At 69.7% G+C, this 19,020-nt stretch carries 21 protein-coding genes; 12 read left to right on the top strand and 9 right to left on the bottom strand.

The features are described from left to right. Window positions 1-82 precede the first annotated feature (82 nt). On the top strand, window positions 83-2,029 hold the full coding sequence (locus tag ACYVIP_RS00920) for a glycosyltransferase (protein ID WP_460390890.1): 1,947 nt from the start codon (window positions 83-85) through the stop codon (window positions 2,027-2,029). Between the two features lie 40 nt (window positions 2,030-2,069). On the opposite strand, the gene ACYVIP_RS00915 is transcribed toward ACYVIP_RS00920, so the two are convergent. After that, on the bottom strand, window positions 2,070-2,627 hold the full coding sequence (locus ACYVIP_RS00915; RefSeq protein ID WP_460390888.1) for a TetR/AcrR family transcriptional regulator: 558 nt from the start codon (window positions 2,625-2,627) through the stop codon (window positions 2,070-2,072). Between the two features lie 86 nt (window positions 2,628-2,713). Between ACYVIP_RS00915 and ACYVIP_RS00910 the strand changes: the two genes are divergently transcribed. After that, window positions 2,714-3,469, top strand: coding sequence for a siderophore-interacting protein (locus ACYVIP_RS00910; protein ID WP_460390886.1), 756 nt, complete (start codon window positions 2,714-2,716; stop codon window positions 3,467-3,469). Window positions 3,470-3,475: 6 nt separating this feature from the next. Here ACYVIP_RS00910 and ACYVIP_RS00905 read toward each other — a convergent pair whose 3' ends face one another. Then, window positions 3,476-4,423 (bottom strand): glycosyltransferase family 2 protein, encoded by a 948-nt coding sequence (locus tag ACYVIP_RS00905; RefSeq protein ID WP_460390884.1) that lies wholly within the window; start codon window positions 4,421-4,423, stop codon window positions 3,476-3,478. A 181-nt stretch (window positions 4,424-4,604) separates the two neighbouring features. Between ACYVIP_RS00905 and ACYVIP_RS00900 the strand changes: the two genes are divergently transcribed. Together ACYVIP_RS00900 and ACYVIP_RS00895 are read left to right on the top strand one after the other, a co-directional pair. Next, window positions 4,605-5,210, top strand: a complete 606-nt coding sequence (locus ACYVIP_RS00900; RefSeq protein ID WP_460390882.1) for a class I SAM-dependent methyltransferase — start codon at window positions 4,605-4,607, stop codon at window positions 5,208-5,210. A 38-nt stretch (window positions 5,211-5,248) separates the two neighbouring features. Continuing rightward, complete coding sequence (locus ACYVIP_RS00895; RefSeq protein ID WP_460390880.1) at window positions 5,249-7,174, top strand: glycosyltransferase; 1,926 nt, start codon at window positions 5,249-5,251, stop codon at window positions 7,172-7,174. Window positions 7,175-7,259: 85 nt separating this feature from the next. Here ACYVIP_RS00895 and cspE read toward each other — a convergent pair whose 3' ends face one another. Then, window positions 7,260-7,463 (bottom strand): transcription antiterminator/RNA stability regulator CspE, encoded by a 204-nt coding sequence (cspE, locus tag ACYVIP_RS00890; RefSeq protein WP_075126052.1) that lies wholly within the window; start codon window positions 7,461-7,463, stop codon window positions 7,260-7,262. Between the two features lie 228 nt (window positions 7,464-7,691). On the opposite strand from cspE, the gene ACYVIP_RS00885 reads away from it, so the two are divergent. After that, entirely contained in the window at window positions 7,692-8,039 is a 348-nt protein-coding gene (locus ACYVIP_RS00885) for a hypothetical protein (RefSeq protein WP_460390878.1), read from the top strand. Between the two features lie 11 nt (window positions 8,040-8,050). On the opposite strand, the gene ACYVIP_RS00880 is transcribed toward ACYVIP_RS00885, so the two are convergent. After that, complete coding sequence (locus ACYVIP_RS00880) at window positions 8,051-8,542, bottom strand: SixA phosphatase family protein (RefSeq protein WP_460390876.1); 492 nt, start codon at window positions 8,540-8,542, stop codon at window positions 8,051-8,053. A 40-nt stretch (window positions 8,543-8,582) separates the two neighbouring features. After that, window positions 8,583-9,401 (bottom strand): HAD family hydrolase, encoded by an 819-nt coding sequence (locus ACYVIP_RS00875; RefSeq protein ID WP_460390874.1) that lies wholly within the window; start codon window positions 9,399-9,401, stop codon window positions 8,583-8,585. Between the two features lie 51 nt (window positions 9,402-9,452). Here ACYVIP_RS00875 and ACYVIP_RS00870 point away from each other — a divergent pair, with 51 nt between their 5' ends. From ACYVIP_RS00870 to ACYVIP_RS00850, 5 genes are all read left to right on the top strand, one after another. Further along, window positions 9,453-9,995 (top strand): hypothetical protein, encoded by a 543-nt coding sequence (locus ACYVIP_RS00870; RefSeq protein ID WP_460390872.1) that lies wholly within the window; start codon window positions 9,453-9,455, stop codon window positions 9,993-9,995. 19 nt (window positions 9,996-10,014) lie between these two features. Further along, window positions 10,015-10,878 carry an LLM class flavin-dependent oxidoreductase gene (locus ACYVIP_RS00865; RefSeq protein WP_460390870.1) on the top strand — a complete coding sequence of 288 codons (864 nt, stop codon included), beginning with the start codon at window positions 10,015-10,017 and terminating at the stop codon, window positions 10,876-10,878. A gap of 207 nt (window positions 10,879-11,085) precedes the next feature. Beyond that, a complete protein-coding gene (gene glf, locus ACYVIP_RS00860; RefSeq protein ID WP_460390868.1) occupies window positions 11,086-12,300 on the top strand; it encodes a UDP-galactopyranose mutase in 1,215 nt (404 codons plus the stop codon). Then, on the top strand, window positions 12,300-12,899 hold the full coding sequence (locus ACYVIP_RS00855) for a phosphatase PAP2 family protein (protein WP_460390866.1): 600 nt from the start codon (window positions 12,300-12,302) through the stop codon (window positions 12,897-12,899). The genes glf and ACYVIP_RS00855 overlap by 1 nt, the downstream gene beginning before the upstream one ends. Beyond that, complete coding sequence (locus tag ACYVIP_RS00850) at window positions 12,896-13,825, top strand: decaprenyl-phosphate phosphoribosyltransferase (RefSeq protein ID WP_460390864.1); 930 nt, start codon at window positions 12,896-12,898, stop codon at window positions 13,823-13,825. The genes ACYVIP_RS00855 and ACYVIP_RS00850 overlap by 4 nt, the downstream gene beginning before the upstream one ends. Window positions 13,826-13,831: 6 nt before the next feature. Here ACYVIP_RS00850 and ACYVIP_RS00845 read toward each other — a convergent pair whose 3' ends face one another. After that, window positions 13,832-14,587 carry a decaprenylphospho-beta-D-erythro-pentofuranosid-2-ulose 2-reductase gene (locus ACYVIP_RS00845; protein WP_460390863.1) on the bottom strand — a complete coding sequence of 252 codons (756 nt, stop codon included), beginning with the start codon at window positions 14,585-14,587 and terminating at the stop codon, window positions 13,832-13,834. Then, window positions 14,584-15,945 carry an FAD-binding oxidoreductase gene (locus ACYVIP_RS00840; RefSeq protein ID WP_460390861.1) on the bottom strand — a complete coding sequence of 454 codons (1,362 nt, stop codon included), beginning with the start codon at window positions 15,943-15,945 and terminating at the stop codon, window positions 14,584-14,586. Before ACYVIP_RS00840 ends, ACYVIP_RS00845 begins: the two co-directional genes overlap by 4 nt. 45 nt (window positions 15,946-15,990) lie before the next feature. On the opposite strand from ACYVIP_RS00840, the gene ACYVIP_RS00835 reads away from it, so the two are divergent. Together ACYVIP_RS00835 and ACYVIP_RS00830 are read left to right on the top strand one after the other, a co-directional pair. Then, the gene (locus ACYVIP_RS00835) at window positions 15,991-16,416 is read left to right on the top strand and encodes a GtrA family protein (protein WP_460390859.1); all 426 of its coding nucleotides are present in this window, start codon (window positions 15,991-15,993) and stop codon (window positions 16,414-16,416) included. A gap of 78 nt (window positions 16,417-16,494) precedes the next feature. Continuing rightward, on the top strand, window positions 16,495-17,289 hold the full coding sequence (locus tag ACYVIP_RS00830) for an ArsR/SmtB family transcription factor (RefSeq protein WP_460390857.1): 795 nt from the start codon (window positions 16,495-16,497) through the stop codon (window positions 17,287-17,289). A 19-nt stretch (window positions 17,290-17,308) separates the two neighbouring features. Here the strand turns inward: ACYVIP_RS00830 and ACYVIP_RS00825 are convergent, their stop codons facing one another. Together ACYVIP_RS00825 and ACYVIP_RS00820 are read right to left on the bottom strand one after the other, a co-directional pair. Beyond that, window positions 17,309-17,578 (bottom strand): hypothetical protein, encoded by a 270-nt coding sequence (locus ACYVIP_RS00825; protein ID WP_460390855.1) that lies wholly within the window; start codon window positions 17,576-17,578, stop codon window positions 17,309-17,311. Between the two features lie 156 nt (window positions 17,579-17,734). After that, a complete protein-coding gene (locus ACYVIP_RS00820) occupies window positions 17,735-18,880 on the bottom strand; it encodes a thioester domain-containing protein (protein ID WP_460390853.1) in 1,146 nt (381 codons plus the stop codon). Between the last annotated feature and the right edge of the window lie 140 nt (window positions 18,881-19,020).

Here is a 19,020-nt window from a genome sequence, read left to right as displayed (position 1 = left end):
AGTCGGCTCGCAGGTAGGCTCACTGACCAGAAGTGTCGATGGGCATCGTGATCGACTAAGCCCTCTGGAGGACTGAACTCGAATGCTCGGCAGCACCCCGATCTCCAGCGATACGGCTCCCGTCGAGCCCGTTTCCGCCCCGGACGCGGCTCTCGTCGAGCACGCGCCGAACGGCCGTCTGGTGGCCCAGCGCGGGCTGTTCCTCGGGCCGGACCCGGTGTGCCCGGAGGACCTGTACGCCCAGGTCGTGCACGGCAACGCGGTCCGGGAACGGCAGCGGCTGGTGGTGGCGCCCGGCTCTGAGGTCACCACCGACACCTACTTCGGGCGCTTCCCGGCCAGCTACTGGCAGCGCTGGACCGTGGTGGACACGGTGGACATCGAGGTCACCGCCACCGGCTCCGGCCGGCTCGCGGTGATCGCGTCGGACATCCAGGGCGAGATCCGCACGGTCGCCGCCCAGGACCTGACCGGCCTGCGCGGTGACCAGGTCATCACCGTGACCGCCGAGCTGGACAAGTTCGTCGACGGCGGCTTCCTGTGGGTGCAGTTCACCACGACCACCGAGGAGCTGGTGGTCGAGCGGCTGCGCTGGACGGTCGCCCCGCCGAAGCGGGTGCGCCCGACGGCCGTGGTCATCTGCACGTTCAACCGCGCGGACGACTGCACCAAGACCCTCCAGTCGCTCGGCCGCGACCAGGAGTCCCTGGACGTGCTGGACGCGATCTACGTGGTCGACCAGGGCACCGACACGGTGGAGTCCCGCCCGGCGTTCCCGGAGATCCAGCAGGCGCTCGCCGGCCGGCTGCGCTACCTGCGCCAGCCCAACCTCGGCGGCGCGGGCGGCTTCGGCCGTGGCATGTACGAGGTGACCGGTGCCGGCGGCGCCGAGCACGCCAACCTGCTGTTCATGGACGACGACGTGCTCTGCGAGCCGGAGATCGCGGTCCGGCTGACCGCGTTCGCCAACCGGACGCCGGCGCCGACGATCGTCGGCGGCCAGATGCTCAAGCTGCTGCACCCGACCCGGCTGCTCGCCGGCGCGGAGTACGCCGACTTCGCCCAGCTGATCCCGGGCAAGGTCGTGCGCAACGCCCTGGACGACGTCGACCTGCTCGAGGAGGACGGCGACGAGGACAAGACGCACACCAGCAAGGTCACCCGCGGCGACCGGCGGGTGGACGCCGACTACAACGCGTGGTGGTCCTGCCTGATCCCGGCCGAGGTCGTGGCCGCGATCGGGCTGCCGATGCCGCTGTTCTTCCAGTGGGACGACGTGGAGTACGGCTACCGCGCGCGGGCCAAGGGCTTCCCGACGGTCACCCTGCCCGGCGCCGGCCTGTGGCACGCCGACTTCGACTGGAAGGACGTCGACAAGTGGAACGAGTACTTCGCCGTCCGTAACGCCATGATCGTCAGCACGCTGCACGCCGAGATCGACCCCAAGCAGACCGCGCGGGTGCTGACCTCGCGGATCTCCCGCTACCTGCTCTCCATGCAGTACGGCCTGGCGGCGACGCTGATCAAGGCCGCGGAGGACTTCCTCGAGGGCCCGGACTTCCTGGCCGACGGTGGCGCGAGCGCGGCCAAGCAGGTCCTCGCCCTGCGCGCCGACTACCCGGACACGATCATGCACAAGGCCTCCGACGTGCCCGGCCTCAACACCGGGGACATCAAGCAGATCCAGGCCGGCCCCAAGCCGAGCAGCCACCGCCTCACGCTGCTCAAGCGCCTGGCCTACCTGGCGATGGACCGGACGGTGCACCCCATCGGCGCGGTCTCCAAGCCCGACTCGACCTGGTGGCACGTCTCCCAGTTCGAGACCGCGGTGGTGACCGACGGCTCCCAGGGCGGGGTCCGGGTGCGCCGCCGCGACCGGGACCTGACCATCAAGCTGGCCAAGCAGACGGCCAGGGTCGTGCGCCGGCTGATCAACGAGCTGCCCCGGCTGCGCGAGGAGTACCGCGCCGCCGCGCCCCAGCTGACCAGCCGGGAGAACTGGCGCCGGCTCTACGACCTGGACGACTGAGCAGCGACGACCGAGCACTGACAACTACCCCGCCGACGCCTCAGTCGGCGGGGTAGTTGTTGGTGAAGTTGGGGATCGAGTCGACGATCTCGGTCATCCACGGGTCGGGTGCCACCGGGCTTGGCCCGACGACCCGCAGCGAGGAGAGCACGGTGAGCAGCATGCCGGTGCCGAGGAACTCGCGGACCTGTTCGGGTGCCGCTCCGGTGAGTTCCCTGACCAGCTGATAGATCCGGCCGAAGCGCGCGCGCACGACGTCGCCGATGGCCTGCTCACCGCTGGCCGCGTAGGCGTGCAGCATCATCGCGAGCAGTTCTCGTTCGGCCAGCAGCCGGTCGTAGGCCAGGGCGAGGTCGGACAGTTCGGTGCCGGCCTCGCGGAAGGTCTGCTCGATCCGGTCGGCCGCGCGTTCGATGCCGGCGATGAACAGCCGCTGCTTGGAGCCGAACAGCCGGATGACGTAGGGCTGGGTGATGTCGGCCAGCCGCGCGATGTCGTCGGTCGTGGTGCCGGCGTAGCCGTTGGCGGAGAAGGCCGTGATGGCCGCGGCCACCAGTTGCTCGCTGCGTTCGGCCGCGGTCAGCCTGGTCCTGCTCATCGGGCCTCCCGTCCTCCGGTTGACATGTTATCAGTCGATTACTAACCTTCCTTGTTATCAGTCAATAACAACAAGGAGGAGTGCGCATGACCCCGTTGGCCAAACCGCTGACCAGGGCGTTCGCCAAGTACGTCACGCGGGGGACAGTCGCGGTGGCCGAACAGGTCACGCCGACGATGCGCCGGATCCGGATCGTCGCGGACACGCCGTGGACGACGCCCCACATCCCCGGGCAGCACGTGCGGATCCAGCTCACCGACCCGCTGTCACTCCAGGGGATCCTGCACCCGATCGACACCCTGCGCAGCTACACGATCTGGGACCACACCGCCGCCGAGTCGGCCATCGAGCTGCGGGTCCACCTCTACCGCGCCGCCGAGGAGGGCATCGGCCTGCGCTGGGCCCGCGCGGTCACCGCAGGCGATCCGGTGACCTTCTGGGGCCCGCAGGGCGACTTCGCCACCCGCTCGGCGCCCTACCACCTGTTCATCGGCGACGAGACCGCCACGGCCGCGTTCGGCCCCATGCTCGGCGCCCTGGGTGCCACCGAGCGGGTGCTGGGCGTGCTGGAGAGCGAGAGTGCCGGCGAAGACCTGCACATCCCCGGCCGACCGGGGCTACGCCGGGTGTACCGGCACGGTGAACCCGCGTACCGCTCGCCGACGCTGCTCGCCGCCGTCGCCGCGCTGGACCTGCCCGACGAGCCCGGCGCGGCCTACGTCGCCGGCGAGGCCCGCACCTGCCAGCAGGTGCGCGACCACCTCGTCCGGGAGCGCGGCTGGCCCCGCCGGGCGATCACCGTCAAGCCCTTCTGGACGCCGGGCAGACGCGGCCTGCACTGACGCCGGCTAGCGGTCGTCCCTCGACCGCACGATCAGGTCCGCGAGCAGCGCCATCGACCCGATGATCAGCGCGGTGACCATGGCCAGCATCGCGTTGCTGGTCACCCGGAAGTCGTAGCGGATGATGTCCACGATGCCCTTGCCCGCGCCGAGCACGAACAGCGTGAGCGCGAGCGGCATCAACACCTTGATCGGGTTGAAGTACATGACCATCCGCAGCACCTGCAGGATGTAGCGGTAGGCGTCCTTCACGAAGTGGAACTTCGACACCCCGGCCCGCTTGGCGTAGTCGATCGCCAGGTAGTCCACCGGGTGCTGGTTGGACAGGAACGACATGGTGATCGTCGTGACGCAGGAGAACCCGGGGGGCAGCAGCCGCAGGTAGGGCAGCGAGACCTCCCGCCGGAACGCGCGCAGCCCGGAGTTCAGGTCGGGGATCTTCGTGCCGGCCAGCATCTCGGCGATCTTGCGGATGGCCCACTTGGCCGGCACCCGCAGCAGCTTGTGCGTGCCCTGCTCCGAGGTCCGCGCGCCGACGACCTGGTCGACGTCGGGGTGGTCGTTCAGGTGCTGGATGAACTCCGGGATTCGCTCGTTCGGGTACGTCATGTCCGCGTCGGTCCAGACCACGATCCGGCCGTAGGCCTCGCGGGTGCCGATCCGGCGCGCGGTCCCGGAGCCGCCGTTGCGGCGGAAGGGCATCAGCCGCATCTTCGGGAACTGCGGCAGCGCCTCCTCGAGCACCGACAGCGTGTCGTCGGTCGACTTGTCGTCGATGACGAGCAGCTCGTAGGACATGCCGCTGGCGTCCATCGCACCGGTGATCCGCTTGATCTCGTCCAGCACGTGCTCCTGCTCGTTGAAGCAGGGCAGCACGATCGTCGCGTCCAGGGTGTTCGGGCCGCCACCGTGGGGTGGCGTCGCGCCGAAACTCGTGTACTGACCTGCGTTCACCGCACATACTCCCAACGCACTCATCGCGCGAGATGGTTTTGGGTGCCCGGACTGTAGCGCAGCACCACCGCGTGCTCCCCACGTCCACGCTGCCGGGCTGGCCGTTACCATGCCGGTACATCCTGTGCGGCCTTTTCCAAGACGGCCCGCTTCCCTATTCGGATCGGCGAGGACCAACAGCATGGCTTCCCTGGAATCGACCGAGGGCGAGGAGTACACCGACCGGCTCAAGCGGTTGGAGATGCCGCTCTGGAAGCGGTTGCTCGATGTGCAGGCGCCCTACCGCTGGAACCTCCGCCGCCAGTTCGGCGACCGCGAGGTGCTCGAGGTCGGCTGCGGGATCGGCCGCTGCCTGGCCCACCTCCAGCCCAAGGGCGTCGGCGTCGACCACAACCCGCACTCGATCGCCACCTGCCGGGAGCGCGGGCTGACCGCGTTCACCTCCGAGGAGTTCGGCGAGACCGACTACGCCAAGCCGGGCCGCTTCGGCGGCCTGCTGGCCGCGCACCTGGTCGAGCACATGCCAAGGGCCGAGGCCGTCGGCATCCTCAAGGGCTATCTGCCCTACCTGGCGCCCAACGCGCGCATGGTGCTGATCTGCCCGCAGGAGCGCGGCTACGCCAGCGACAGCACCCACGTCGAGTTCACCGACTTCGACGCGCTGGCCGACGTGGCCAACCAGCTCGGCTTCACCAGGATCCGCCGGCAGTCGTTCCCGCTGCCAAGGGCGGCCGGTAAGGCCTTCACCTACAACGAGTTCGTCCTGATCGCCGACCGCTCGGAGTAGACACCCCGGAGTTGTCATCCCCAAGGAGGAGCAGAACAGTGGCCGAACAGGCGAGCAGCAAACCCGGCAGCGGCACCAGCGGCACCAGCGGTGTCGATGCCGACCGGGTGCTGCAGCGGGTGGTGCTGCCGAGGGACCGCGACCCCCTCGACGTCCGGCCGCTGTACCTGGACGAACCGGACAACGTGCACAGCCACGTCGCCTCCCGGCGCGAGGTCGAGGTGCCCGCGTCGGCCAGGGTGTCCTTCGCCTCCTACTTCAACGCCTTCCCCGCCAGCTACTGGAAGCGCTGGACCACCGTCGAGCACGTCACGCTGCGGCTGACGGTGCGCGGCGCCGGCCGGGTCGAGGTGTACCGCTCCAAGCCCAACGGTGACGTCGTGCACCTCCAGGGCGCCCCGGTGCACGCCGAGAAGAAGGCGCGGACCCTGGAGTTCCGCCTCCCGCTCGCGCCGTTCGAGGACGGCGGCTGGCTGTGGTTCGACGTGTTCACCGAGAACGTGCCGCTGCAGGTCACCGATGCGGTGTGGCTGGCGGACGCGCCGCTGCCGACGCAGAAGATCGCGGTCGGCATCACCACGTTCAACCGGCTCGACGACTGCGTGGCGTCACTGATCACGCTGGGTGAGGACCCGGCGGTGCTGGACGTGATCAGCAAGGTCTTCGTCGCCGACCAGGGCAGCCGCAAGCTGCGCGAGCACGAGCGGTTCGCCGAGGCGGCGGCGGTGCTCGGCGAGCGGCTGGAGGTCATCGAGCAGGGCAACCTGGGCGGCTCCGGCGGGTTCACCAGGGCGCTCTACGAGGCCATCGAGCACACCCAGCCGGGCACCGTCGACCAGATCCTGCTGCTCGACGACGACATCGCGCTCGAACCGGACTCCATCCTGCGGTCCAACATGTTCGCCAGGGCCTCGGCCAAGCCGGTCATCGTCGGCAGCCACATGCTCAACCTGCAGGCCAAGTCCCGGCTGCACTCCATGGGCGAGGTCGTCGACATGGCGACCTGCCAGTGGCGCCGGGCGCCCGGCGCCGTGGTCAACCACGACTTCGGCACCGACTCGCTGCGGGACACCAGGGCGCTGCACAAGCGCATCGACGCCACCTACAACGGCTGGTGGATGTGCCTGTTCCCGAGGTCGGTGGTGGAGCGGGTCGGCCTGCCGCTGCCGCTGTTCATCAAGTGTGACGACGCGGAGTACTCGCTGCGCGCGCTGGCCAAGGACATCCCGACGGTCACCCTGCCCGGCTCGGCGGTCTGGCACGAGCCGTGGACCGACAAGAACGACACCAAGGACTGGACGGTCTACTTCCACCTGCGCAACCGGCTGATCCTGGCCGCGCTGCACAGCCCGTACGACATGCGTAAGACCCTGCTCGCGCAGGGTGCGCGGTCGGCGTTCAAGCGGCTGATGTCGATGGAGTACTCGACGCTCGCGCTCGAGCTCAAGGCGATCGAGGACTTCATGGCCGGCCCGGAGCGGCTGTTCGAGCGCCTCGGCACCGCGCTGCCGGACGTGCAGGCGCTGCGCAAGGAGTACACCGACGCCCAGTTCCTGCCATCGGCCAGGGAGTTCCCGCCGCCGACGTTCGACATGGTGCGCGCCGAGCAGATGCTGCGCCCGCCGGTGCACCCGGCGAAGATCGCGCTGCGCGCCGGCAAGGCGATCCTGCACAACCTGCGCGCGCCCGACCCGTCGTCGGCCGACCGGCCGCAGGTCAACATCCCGGCGAACGCGTCGCTGTGGTTCATGCTCGGCAACCTGGACAGCGCGACCGTGTCCAACGCCGACGGCAGCGGGGTGGCGTTCCGTCGCCGGGACCCGAAGGTGTTCCGTGACCTGGCGACCAAGGCCGCGCACGACTGGCGGCGGCTGACGCGGGAATGGCCCCAGCTGGTGGAGCAGTACAAGGCGGCGCTGCCGGAGCTGACCTCGGTCGAGTCCTGGCGCAAGGTGTTCAGCTAGCGAACATACGAAGAGGGCCACCCGGGTCGGCAGACCCCGGTGGCCCTCTTGCGTCAAGCTCTGTTACGTCAAGCGGATGGCGAGATCAGACCGCGCGCACGCCGGTCGCCTGCGGGCCCTTCTGGCCCTGGCCGATCTCGAACTCCACGCGCTGGTTCTCGTCCAGGCTGCGGAAGCCGTTACCCTGAATCTCCGAGTAGTGGACGAAGACGTCAGCGCTACCGTCGTCCGGCGCGATGAAGCCAAAGCCCTTCTCGGAGTTGAACCACTTCACAGTTCCCTGTGCCACTACGTTCTCCTGAACAGCGTATTGCCAGCCGCCGCGGTTGCGACGACCTTGGCCGGTTCCAGACGGCGACTCAACCTGGAGCTAACCCGCGCGCCCGCAACAACCTCTTGCGAGCGTGATCTTTCACGAACTCAAGAAATCACGACCAAGGCACAGTCAACCACACCAAGCACACTCAGCGCAGCAGAAGGGTTGCGAGCAATCAGATGCTGGTGGACGCTCGTAAGGGTGAGCGAGCTCGCTAGTGAACAGCCCCGATCAATCGCACTCGACCTCGACGACGCAGGTGTGTCGGTCGACCTCCCCAAGCCATCTCACCAGGGAGATCAGGTCTACGGCGTGCCGTACCGGCCGGTCGAGTTCCGCGACGACGATCTGCCGACGGCGCTGGAGCGGTCAGCCGCCTGGCTACGCCGAACCCAGGACTGGCTCGGCGAACCGGTCGATGTGATCGCCATCCACCTCGACTACGACGACGGCGGGGACGCCCCGTACTACGACGTCAAGCTGATGTGCAACGAGGAGGACCTTGCCGGTGCGCCGATCGCGTTGCGCGCCGCATCGGACCCGGTTTAGCAGCGGAAACCTCAGCCACGGGGCGTGGCCTGGGTGATCAGTTCGGCACTTCCTGCCCACACATCCGCCCAGGTCCCGCCCCAGTTCAGCACCGCGACCGCCGACGTCCGCAGCTCGACCGGGCGCCTGGACACCGACGACACCAGCTCGGTGAGCCCCGGGTTGTGGCCGACCAGCACGGCGGTCGTCACGTCGTCGGGGATCTCGTCCACCACCGACCGCAGCGTGCTGGGCTCGGCGGCGTAGACCCGCTGCTCGTAGCGCACCGAGGGCGCCGGGTCGAGCGCGGGCGCGGCCAGCCGCCAGGTCTGGCGCGCCCGAGTGGCGGTCGAGCAGACCACCAGCTCGATGGCGGGGACGTGGTCCCGGAGCCACTCGCCGAGCGCGGCGGCGTCCCGCCGGCCGCGCGCGTTGAGCGGGCGCTCGTGGTCGACCTCCCCGGTGTCCCAGTCCGACTTGGCGTGCCGCAGCACGACGAGCGTCCGGCCCGCCTTCTGCTCCATGCCGATCACCTCCACTCGATCACCTCACCTCGAGCGTGACTCAGAACCAGCGTTCCAGCACCTGTGCCACGCCGTCCTCGGAGTTCGGGGCGGTCACCTCGTCGGCCGCGGCCAGCACCTCGGCGTGCGCGTTGGCCATGGCCACGCCGTGCCCGGCCCAGCGCAGCATCGGCAGGTCGTTGGGCATGTCACCGAACGCGACCACCCGGTGCTGGTCGACCGAGAGCCGCTCGCACACCTCGGCGAGCCCGGCGGCCTTGGTGACCCCGGCGGCGGAGATCTCGATCAGCCCCTGGTTGGTCGAGTAGGTGATCTCCAGCGCGGCCCCGGCCAGCACCTCGGTGACCGCGTCGGCCAGCTCCTGGCTGGTCAGCTCGCGGTGGCGGATCATCAGCTTGGTCGCCGGGTGGCCGATGACCTCGGCCAGCGGCACGTCGTTGGTCTCGCCGTCCTGCTCGCCGAGCGGGTTGCCCCACGGGTTGGCGAAGCCTTCCTCGGTGACGAACGGGGCCAGCCCGGCGGTCACCCGCTCGGTCGCCAGCCGCGCGTCGGGCAGCGCGCGCCGCAGGGCGTGCGCGGTGTCCTGTAACCGCAGCGGGTCCAGATCCCGGGACGAGATCACCCGATCGTGGCCGATGTCGTACACAATTCCGCCGTTGCTGCACACCGCGTACCCGGTGAGCCCCGCGGCCTGCGCGACGTTGGGTATCCAGCGCGGTGGCCGCCCGCTGACCAGCACGAACGGCGTGTCCGACCCGATCACCCGCGCGATCGCGCCGACCGTGCGGGGGGTGACCCGTTCCACCGGGTCCAGCAGTGTGCCGTCGACGTCCGAGGCCACGAGTTCGGGTCTGTCCACAGGTACATCATTCCTGTCCGTGACAGCGTCATCCGCACTACGGTTCCTCAGGTGAGCTATCCACCACAGCCCGGTTACTATCCGCCGCCACCCGGATACCACCCGTATGGGGGATATCGCCCGCAGGGACCGACCAACGCGCCGGCCTACGTGGCCGCCGGGCTGTTCCTGGTCGGCGGCGTGCTCACGCTGATCATCGCCATCGTCGGCTGGGACGGCACGTCGGACAACGCCGACCTGCTGGTCGCCCTGGTCGGCGCCGCCTTCTCCGACGAGTTCACCGGCAACCTCGACTTCGCCATCTCGACCACCATGTCGGTCGCCTGCACGACGCTGACCTTCGGGCTGATCCTGCTGGCCAGGGTGGACTTCGTGCGCTGGATCCTGGGCTTCGTCGGCGCGCTGGTGACCGTCTACTACCTCTACGCGATCATCAAGCTGCTGGCCGACGGCGGCGCAGAGTACATCGCGATGGTCCTGGTGTCGCTGCTGCTGTGGGCGGCCGCGACGGTGCTCGTGCTGGTGCCGGTGACCGGCCGGGCGATGCGCGGCTACCAACGCAAACTCGCGCGGTCCGGGTATCGGCCGTACTGATCGGCTAGCGTTGGTGGACGTGCGCGTCGGCATCGTGATCCTCCCCGAGTACCGCTGGCTGCTGGCCGAGCCGAAGTGGCGAGCGGCCGAGAGCTACGGCTTCGACCACGCCTGGACCTACGACCACCTCGGCTGGCGGAACCTGGTCGACGGACCGTGGTTCGACGCGGTGCCAACGCTGACCGCCGCCGCCATGGTCACCAGGCGGATCGGCCTTGGCACCCTGGTCGCCTCGCCGAACTTCCGCCAGCCGGTGCCCTTCGCCCGTAGCCTGCTCGCGCTCGACGACGTGTCCAACGGCCGGATGATCCTGGGCGTCGGCGCCGGCGTGGTCGGCCGCTACGACAACGAGGTACAGGGCTTCGCGCCGTTGACCCCGGCGGCGCAGGCCGACCGGTTCGCCGAGTTCGTCGAGCAGCTCGACTCGCTGCTCACCAACGAGCGGACGACGCTGCGCGGCGAGTACTTCTCCTCGGTCGAGGCCCGCTCCGCGCCCGGCTGTGTGCGCCACCCGAGGCTGCCGTTCGTGGTCGCCGCCACCGGGCCGAGGGCCATGCGCCTGGCCGCCAGGTTCGGCCAGGGCTGGGTCACCAGCTGGCACACCGACGGTGACCTCGAGCGGTGGTGGGCCGACGTGGCCGGGCTGTCGCGGAAGTTCGACGACGTACTTGGCGACGGCGCGCCGGTCGACCGGTACCTGAACCTGGACTCCGCGCCGGTGTTCTCGCTGTCGAGCGTGGAGTACTTCCGGGACGCCATGGGGCGTGCGGGCGAGCTCGGCTTCACCGACGTGGTGTGTCACTGGCCGCGCGAGGACAGCCCCTACGCCGGCCGGCTCGCCATGCTGGAGCGGGTCGCGACGGAGATTTTGCCCTACCGGTGAGTAAGTGATCTGGCGCACGGAACGAGCCGTGGGCGCCGCACGTCATTAGAAGCGAGGCGCAAGCCGGAGGGAAACAGTAAGGGGATCACTGGGGGAAACACAGGGGTAGGGGTGCGAGAACCCCCGCGTTGGGGAGCGCGGGGGTTCTCCCATGTCTGGGGCCAGTGCCGCGCTCGGCCGGAAACCGGACTAGTACCCTCGGGCGGCGTGAACGCTCCTGCAGACGACTCAGACAACTATGCCGGCTACGACATCGTGGTCATCGGTTCCGGTTTCTTCGGCCTGACCATCGCGGAGCGGGTCGCCACCCAACTCGACAAGCGGGTGCTGGTGCTGGAACGCCGCTCGCACCTTGGCGGCAACGCCTACTCCGAGCCGGACGCCGAGACCGGGATCGAGGTCCACCGCTACGGCGCGCACCTGTTCCACACGTCCAACAAGCGGGTGTGGGACTACGTCAACCAGTTCACCGCCTTCACCCCGTACCAACACCGGGTGTTCGCCAAGTACCAGGGCCAGGTCTACCCGCTGCCGATGAACCTCGGCATGATCAACCAGTTCTTCGGCCGCTCGTTCACCCCGGACGAGGCCCGCGCGCTGGTCGCCGAGCAGTCCGCCGAAATGGACACCGAGGCCGCGCAGAACCTCGAGGAGAAGGCGATCTCGCTGATCGGCCGCCCGCTCTACGAGGCGTTCATCCGCGACTACACGGCAAAGCAGTGGCAGACCGACCCGAAGGAGCTCGGCGCCAACATCATCACCCGCCTGCCGGTCCGCTACACCTTCGACAACCGGTACTTCAACGACACCTACGAGGGCCTGCCGGTCGACGGCTACACCGCGTGGCTGGAGAAGATGGCCGAGCACCCCAACATCGACGTGCGGGTGAACGTGGACTACTTCGACGTGCGCGACCGGATCCCGGCCGGCACCCCGACTGTCTACACCGGACCGTTAGACCGGTACTTCGACTACTCCGCCGGCCGGTTCACCTGGCGCACGGTCGACTTCGAGTCCGAGGTCATGCAGACCGGCGACTACCAGGGCACCTCGGTGGTCAACTACAGCGACGCGGACGTGCCCTACACCCGGATCATCGAGTTCCGGCACTTCCACCCGGAGCGCAAGCACTACCCGAGCGACAAGACGGTGGTGTTCCGCGAGTTCTCCCGGTTCGCCGGCGACGACGACGAGCCGTACTACCCGATCAACACCCCGGAGAACCGCGCCAAGCTGGAGCGCTACCGGGAGCTGGCCAAGATCGAGGCCAAGGACCGCAACCTGATCTTCGGCGGCCGCCTCGGCACCTACAAGTACCTGGACATGCACATGGCGATCGGCTCCGCGTTGTCGGTGTTCGAGAACAAGGTCGCGCCGCACCTGACCGACGGTGCCCCGCTCGACGGCTCCCTGGAGGCCTGATGACCATCACCGCGCCGCGGACGCTGCGTGTGGTCGAACCGGGCACCCCGCCGCCGGAGCCGGAGCGCTCGGCCGAGATCGCGGCGCTGGTCGGCGTACAGCGCACGATCGGCCGGCCGCCGGTGGTCGCGGCCGCGCGCGGGTTGTCGCTGTTCGGCGAGCACGCGGCCGGCTGGTTCGCCGCCGGGCTCCTCGGCGCGGTGGTGGATCGGGGCCGGCGGCGGGACTGGCTGGCCGGGGCGGCCGGCGTGGTCGCCGCGCACGCCGCGTCGATCGCGGTCAAGCGGGTGGTGCGCCGGCAGCGGCCGATCGACGACGACGTCGAGGTGCTGGTGAGCACGCCGAGCACGCTGTCGTTCCCGTCGTCGCACGCGACCTCGACCACGGCCGCCGCGGTGGTCTACTCGGGGCTGACCGGCCGCAACCTGGTGCCCGCGCTGGTGGCGCCGATGTTGGTGTCCCGGTTGGTGCTCGGAGTGCACTACCCGACCGACGTGCTCGCCGGTTCGGCACTCGGCGCGGCGGTCGGCGGGTTGGTTCGCCGGCGGCTGCGCAACCGGCCGCGAAAGCGGTCGAGAAACGGGAGACGCGTCCGGTGAGCAGTACCGCGGAGAGCGAAGCGACCGAGTCCGCGCCGGCGTCGGGCGGCCTGGTGCGCGGTGTTCTCCGCACGGCGCGGCCACGGCAGTGGGTGAAGAACGTCCTGGTGCTGGCCGCGCCGTTCGCGGCGTTCGCCGCCGAGCCGGTGTTCCACCCCGAGGTGGTGTTCGACGCGGCGGTGGCCTTCGTCGCGTTCTGCCTGGTGTCCTCGGCGGTGTACCTGGTCAACGACGCCATCGACGTCGAGGCCGACCGGGCACACCCGACCAAGCGCAACCGGCCGATCGCCGCCGGAGTGGTGCCGGTGCGGGTGGCCTACGCGATCTCGGTGGTGCTGTTCCTGGCCTCGTTCGCGGTGTCGCTGCTGTCCAGCTGGCGGCTGCTGGTGGTGATCGGCGTGTACGCGGCGGTGCAGCTCGGGTACTGCCTCGGGCTCAAGCACCAGCCGGTGATCGACCTGTGCATCGTCGCGTCCGGCTTCCTGTTGCGGGCCATCGCCGGTGGCGCCGCGGCCGAGTTGCCGCTGTCGCAGTGGTTCCTGCTGGTGACCGCGTTCGGCTCGCTGTTCATGGTGGCGGGCAAGCGGTTCGCCGAGATCGTGCTCTACGAGCAGACCGGCGCGCGGATCCGCGCGTCGCTGTCGAAGTACTCCGCGAGCTACCTGCGCTTCGTCTGGGCGACCTCCGCGGCCATCATGATCATGGCGTACGCGTTGTGGGCGTTCGAGATCCGCCAGCGCACCGGCACCGACTCGGTGTGGGCGGTGATCTCGATCGTGCCGTTCGTGGTCGCGGTGCTGCGCTACGCCGTCGACGTGGACGGCGGCAACGCCGGTGAGCCGGAGGACATCGCGTTCAAGGACCGGGTGCTGCAGGTCCTCGGGGTGTCCTGGGTCGGCTGCGTCGCCCTCTCGGCGTTCCTGTAGCCCGGCCTAGATCGGCAGCTTGCGGAAGATCGCGCGCGGGACGTGGCGCAGGACCGACATCACCACGCGCCACGCCGCCGGCACCCAGACCAGCTGCTTGCGCTTGTGCACCGCGTCCACGACCGCGACGGCCACCTGGTCGGCGGTCACCGCGAGCGGCGCGGGCTTCATGCCCTCGGTCATCCTGGTGTGCACGAAACCCGGGCGCACCACGGTGACCGTGATGCCGTCGGGTGCCAGCGCCTCGCCGAGACCGAGGTAGAAGCCGTCCATGCCGGCCTTGGTCGACCCGTACACGAAGTTCGAGCGGCGCACCCGCTCGCCGGCCACCGACGACAGCGCGACCACGCGCCCGTGTCCCTGCCGGCGCAGCCGTTCGGCCAGCGCGACGCCGACCGACACCGCGGCGGTGTAGTTCACCTGGGCGAGCTCGACGGCCAGCGCGTGGTCCTGCCACACCTGCTCGGCGTCGCCGAGCAGGCCGAAGGCCACCACGGTCACGTCGAGGTCGCCGTCGGCGAACGCCTTGTCCAGCATCGCCGGGTGGCTCGCGGTGTCCGTGGCGTCGAAGTCCACAGTGGACACCGTGGCGCCGTTGGCGCGCAGGGTTTCGGCGGCCTCCTCGCGCCGGGGCGATGGGCGGGCGGCCAACACCACGCGCAGCGGGCGGCGCTTCGCGTAGCGCGTGGCCACCGCGAGGCCGATCTCCGACGTCCCGCCGAGCAGCAGCAGCGACTGGGGATTTCCGACGGCGTCAATCATAGAGCCAACCTTCTCGACATGTCTGAGGCGAAAACACCGTGGGGGTCGACGGCGGCGCGCACCTTGCGCCACTCGTCGATACGCGGATAGCCGCGCTGCACGACCTCGGGTGTCGCGCGGGACTCCTTGGCCAGATAGTGCCGGCCACCCGCGTCGAGCACCAGCCGGTCGAGTTCCTCGCACAGCTCGTGCAGGCCGGCGCGGATGGGCAGGTCGACGCACAACGTCCAGCCGGGCATGGGAAACGACAGGGGCGCCGGGTTGGCGTCGCCGAAGCGCTTGAGCACGTTGAGCACCGAGACGTGCCCGGCCTCGGTGATCAGCTCGACGGTCCGCCGGATCAGGTGCTCGGCGCTCAACGGCACGACGAACTGGTACTGCAGGAAACCGTGCGGGCCGTAGCCCCGGTTCCACTCGCCGATGATGTCCAGCGGGTGCAGGAACTGCGTGATGTTCTGCACCGCACCGTGCCGGGTGGGCGACTTGCGGTACCACAGCTCGCTGAAGACCCGGGCGCTCAGCTTGTTGAGCATGCCGGGCGGGAAGACGTTCGGCACGGTCAGCAACTGCGGCGCGTCGAACTTCAACGGGTTGGCGCGCAACCTTTTCGGCAGCTGGTCGATCGTCGCGTGGTTGGCCCTGGTGAGGATGCCGCGGCCGAGGTGGGGCCCGGTGGTCACCGCGTCGAACCAGCTCACCGACTCCACATAGGACTCGTCGTCGACCGACTGGCGGGCCATCAGGTCGTCCAGGTTGTCGACCTGGTCGGTGTCCACGGTGAAGTACGCGGTCGCCACGTGGTTGAGGTGCAGGGTCGCGCGCAGCACGATCCCGGTCAGGCCCATGCCGCCGACGGTCGCCCAGAACAGCTCCCGCTCCGGCCCGTCGGGGGTCAGCGTGCGCACCTCGCCGTCGGCGGTGAGCAGGTCCATCGACCGCACGTGGTCGCCGAAGCTGCCCTCGACGTGGTGGGCCTTGCCGTGGATGTCGCAGCCAATGGCCCCGCCGACGGTCACCTGCCGGGTGCCCGGCAGCACCGGCAGCCACAGGCCGAACGGCAGCAGCGTGCGCATCAGCGTGTCCAGCGAGACCCCGGCGTCGACCTCGACCAGCCCGGCGTCCGCGTCGACCCGGTGTACCTGGCCGAGCGCGGTCACGTCGACCACCACCCCGCCGGCGTTCTGCGACGGGTCGCCGTAGCTGCGTCCGAGGCCGCGGGCGATGACGCCGCGATCACCGGCCTCCCGGACCACCGTCGCGATCGCGTCGACATCCGCCGTGCGGACCACGTGCGCGGTGGTCGGTGCGGTTCGTCCCCAGCCGGTGAGCCTGGCCAGCTCGTCATGTCCTGGCTTCACCGCACCGAGGGTACGGGGCACCCGAATGGTCTCTAGACTCGCGTCGTGGTCACGACAGCGGAGGCGGGTGTGCGCAGGATCGGGCTGGTCGGCCAACTCGCCCGCTTCGTGCTGATCGGCGCCTTCTGCGCCGCCGTCGACTTCGGGGTCTACCAGGGGCTGCTCGCGCTCGACCTGTGGGTGCACCTGGCCAAGGCGCTGAGCTTCGTCGCGGGCACCACGACGGCGTTCTTCCTCAACCGCAAGTACACCTTCGCCGCCGGGCGCACTGACGGTGCCGGCCAGCTCGGCGGGTTCGCGGCGCTGTACACGGTGACGTTCTTCGTCAACGTCGGCACCAACGCGCTGATGCTCGCCGTGCTGGCCCCCGGCCGCTGGCAGATCCCGCTGGCCTGGGTGGTCGCGCAGGGCACCGCCACGGTGATCAATTTCGTGCTGCTGCGGACCGTGGTCTTCCGCGTACGTACCTGAGCGGGCCCCTCGTGTTGACATGCATCCGATCGGCTGCATAAAGTCTTAGGCAGCCGATCGGCTGCATGTGGGAGTGACATGGACGAGGTGTTCAAGGCGCTGGCCGACCCCAGCCGCAGGCGACTGCTGGACAACATGAACGCCCGTAACGGGCAGACCCTGCGGGAGCTGTGTGCCGACCTGGACATGGCCCGGCAGTCGGTCAGCAAGCACCTGGCCGTGCTCGAGGCGGCCAACCTGGTCACCACGGTGTGGCGCGGCCGGGAGAAGTGGCACTACCTCAACGCCGAGCCGATCAACGCCATCGCGCAGCGCTGGATCGGCCAGTACGACCGCGAACGGGTCCGCGCACTCGCCGACCTGAAGACAGCATTGGAGTCCGCACCGATGGATCACCCAGCCGAGTTCGTCTACACCACCTACATCAACACCACGCCCGAGCGGCTGTGGCAGGCGCTGACCGAGCCGGCGTTCACCAGCCAGTACTGGGGGACGACCTTCCAGACCGACTGGCAGCCAGGCTCGGTGATGACCTGGGAGCAGAACGGCTGGCGGGGCACCGACGCCAGCCAGGTCGTGCTCGAGGCCGACCCCTACCGCCGGCTGTCCTACACCTGGCACGCCATCACGCCGGACTTCGCCAGGACCTTCGAGGTGCCCGACGAGGTGTTCGCCACGGTGTCGGCCGAACGCCGCACGAAGGTGACCTTCGACCTCGAACAGCGCGGCCCCCTGGTCAAGCTGACCGTGGTGCACGACGACTTCGAACCCGGCAGCATCCTGTACGAAGGTCTGTCCCAGGGCTGGACCGAGATCCTCGCCAGCCTGAAAACCCTCCTGGAAACCGGCCACCCCCTCCCCGCCCCGGCCTAGGCCTCGCGTTTCGGGGGCGTCAGGTGGCGAAGCCGTGGCGTTTGGGTTGGCCGCTGCCGTAGACCCGCGCCAGCGGCGGCAACTCGTCGAGGTGGGCGGTGACCACGTGGGCGAAGTTCACCGCCACCGCGGAGCCGTCGGTGAGCGCCGGGCTGTAGACCGCGCCGTCGGTGAGCAGGTCGGTCAGCTTGGTTTCCAGGTCACGGGCACCCTCGTCGGACAGCGCGAACACCAGCGGTTCGCCGCCGTTGGACACGTGCAGCACGAGAGCGCGTTTGAGATCAGCCATACCCCGACTCCACACCTGTCCGGCCCGCCCGGCAAGACGAGTTCACCCGTGGCGGATCCGCTCACAGCGGACCCCCGCCGCGCCGTCCACCGCAGCGAAGGGTCCCTTCACTGCGGTGGACGCGGTGAAGGGACCCTTCGCTGCATGGCGGCGGAGTCAGGCTCGCCTGCGGTTGCGGACGAACAGCACCGAGACGATGCCCGCGCCGATCAGCACCGCGCCGAGCAGCACCGGGGCCAGGATCGACGCCCCGGTCTCGGCGAGGTTGGCCAGCGCGCTGTCGTCGTTCTTGCCCTGCGCGGCCGGGGCCGCGTCGGCGCCCCCGTTCCAGCTGCCCTTCGCGGTGGCGGTCACCTCGGTCTCCTCGGCCTTGGCCACGATCAGCGACTGGGTCGGCGCCTCGTAGTAGTCCGCGCCGACGAACAGCCGGCCGGTGTCCACCACGGCCTTCGCGGCCACCTCGATGGTCGCCTCGCCCGCCGCGGCGTCGGCCGGCACGGCCAGGAACACCTCGGTGCCGTTGCGCACCTGGTCCCCGAGCTCGTTGCCGTCGGCGTCGGCCACGATCACCCCGTCGGGCAGCTTCGCGGTCAGCGTGGCGACCTCGGCGGTGGTCGACACGGTGAACGGGCCGATCAGCTCACCCGCCCCGCCGACCAGGCTGTCCGGGTCGATCGCCAGCGCGGCGGTCGGCTCCTCGGCGATGCCGACGTTGGCCTCGCCGGTCAGGAAGTCGTAGAGCGCCAGCACGTCGGCGGCCGCCTCGGCGCTGGACTCCTCGCCGGGCAGCGGGTCGTCGCGGTCGAGGTCGGTGCCGTCGCTGAAGTGCCAGACCGCGGCCTGGGTGGCGGTGACCGCCTCCTGCTCGTCGATGGTGTCGGCGAGGTCGGCGCCAGCACCGGTCAGCGCCTCGGTCAGCGCGTCGGGCGCCAGCACGGGGAAGCCGTTGTGCAGCACCCAGTTGATCTTGGCCTGGTTCGCGGTGAACGGGGAGTCGACGGCCGGGTACTCCTCCCACGGCCGCTCGACCAGTTCCTGTCTGTCGTCGATCTCGGTCTGGATCTCGACGCAGTAGGTGCCGAGCACCGTGCCGTCGCCGAGCCGGAGCCCGATCAGGCTGGTGGCCAGTGCGCCGAACACGTCGTCGCCGACGTCGACGGTGAAGCCCGCCAGGTCCGACCCGTGGTCGACCTGACCGGTGGCCGCGTCGGCGGCCGCGGGGGCCGCGGCGACCACCAGCGCCACCGCTGCCGTGGTGAATGTTCCAGCGACCGCCGCACCCGCGCGCGCGAAATCAAACATGCTGGCCATGACCTTTCTTGCCATGCCCTGACCAGTGCTCTGCGCGCACACCCGCCGGGTGAGGCCGAATATGAGAAAGCGTGTTGGAGCCGCAATGTATCCACGGCCGGAGCCGCCAACAAGGGACCGGTCTACTTACT

It is taken from the genome of Actinophytocola sediminis (genome assembly GCF_054779715.1).
The sequence above is the reverse complement of the archived record's forward strand: the minus strand, read 5'-3'. Positions and strand labels throughout refer to the sequence as shown.

Coding starts and splice junctions, on each gene's coding strand:
- ACYVIP_RS00830 (WP_460390857.1), top strand. CDS start 16,495: ATGGACGAGGTGTTCAAGGCGCTGGCCGACCCCAGCCGCAGGCGACTG.
- ACYVIP_RS00910 (WP_460390886.1), top strand. CDS start 2,714: ATGACCCCGTTGGCCAAACCGCTGACCAGGGCGTTCGCCAAGTACGTC.
- ACYVIP_RS00915 (WP_460390888.1), bottom strand. CDS start 2,627: ATGAGCAGGACCAGGCTGACCGCGGCCGAACGCAGCGAGCAACTGGTG.
- ACYVIP_RS00825 (WP_460390855.1), bottom strand. CDS start 17,578: ATGGCTGATCTCAAACGCGCTCTCGTGCTGCACGTGTCCAACGGCGGC.
- ACYVIP_RS00880 (WP_460390876.1), bottom strand. CDS start 8,542: ATGGAGCAGAAGGCGGGCCGGACGCTCGTCGTGCTGCGGCACGCCAAG.
- ACYVIP_RS00820 (WP_460390853.1), bottom strand. CDS start 18,880: ATGTTTGATTTCGCGCGCGCGGGTGCGGCGGTCGCTGGAACATTCACC.
- ACYVIP_RS00920 (WP_460390890.1), top strand. CDS start 83: ATGCTCGGCAGCACCCCGATCTCCAGCGATACGGCTCCCGTCGAGCCC.
- ACYVIP_RS00900 (WP_460390882.1), top strand. CDS start 4,605: ATGGCTTCCCTGGAATCGACCGAGGGCGAGGAGTACACCGACCGGCTC.
- ACYVIP_RS00855 (WP_460390866.1), top strand. CDS start 12,300: ATGACCATCACCGCGCCGCGGACGCTGCGTGTGGTCGAACCGGGCACC.
- ACYVIP_RS00845 (WP_460390863.1), bottom strand. CDS start 14,587: ATGATTGACGCCGTCGGAAATCCCCAGTCGCTGCTGCTGCTCGGCGGG.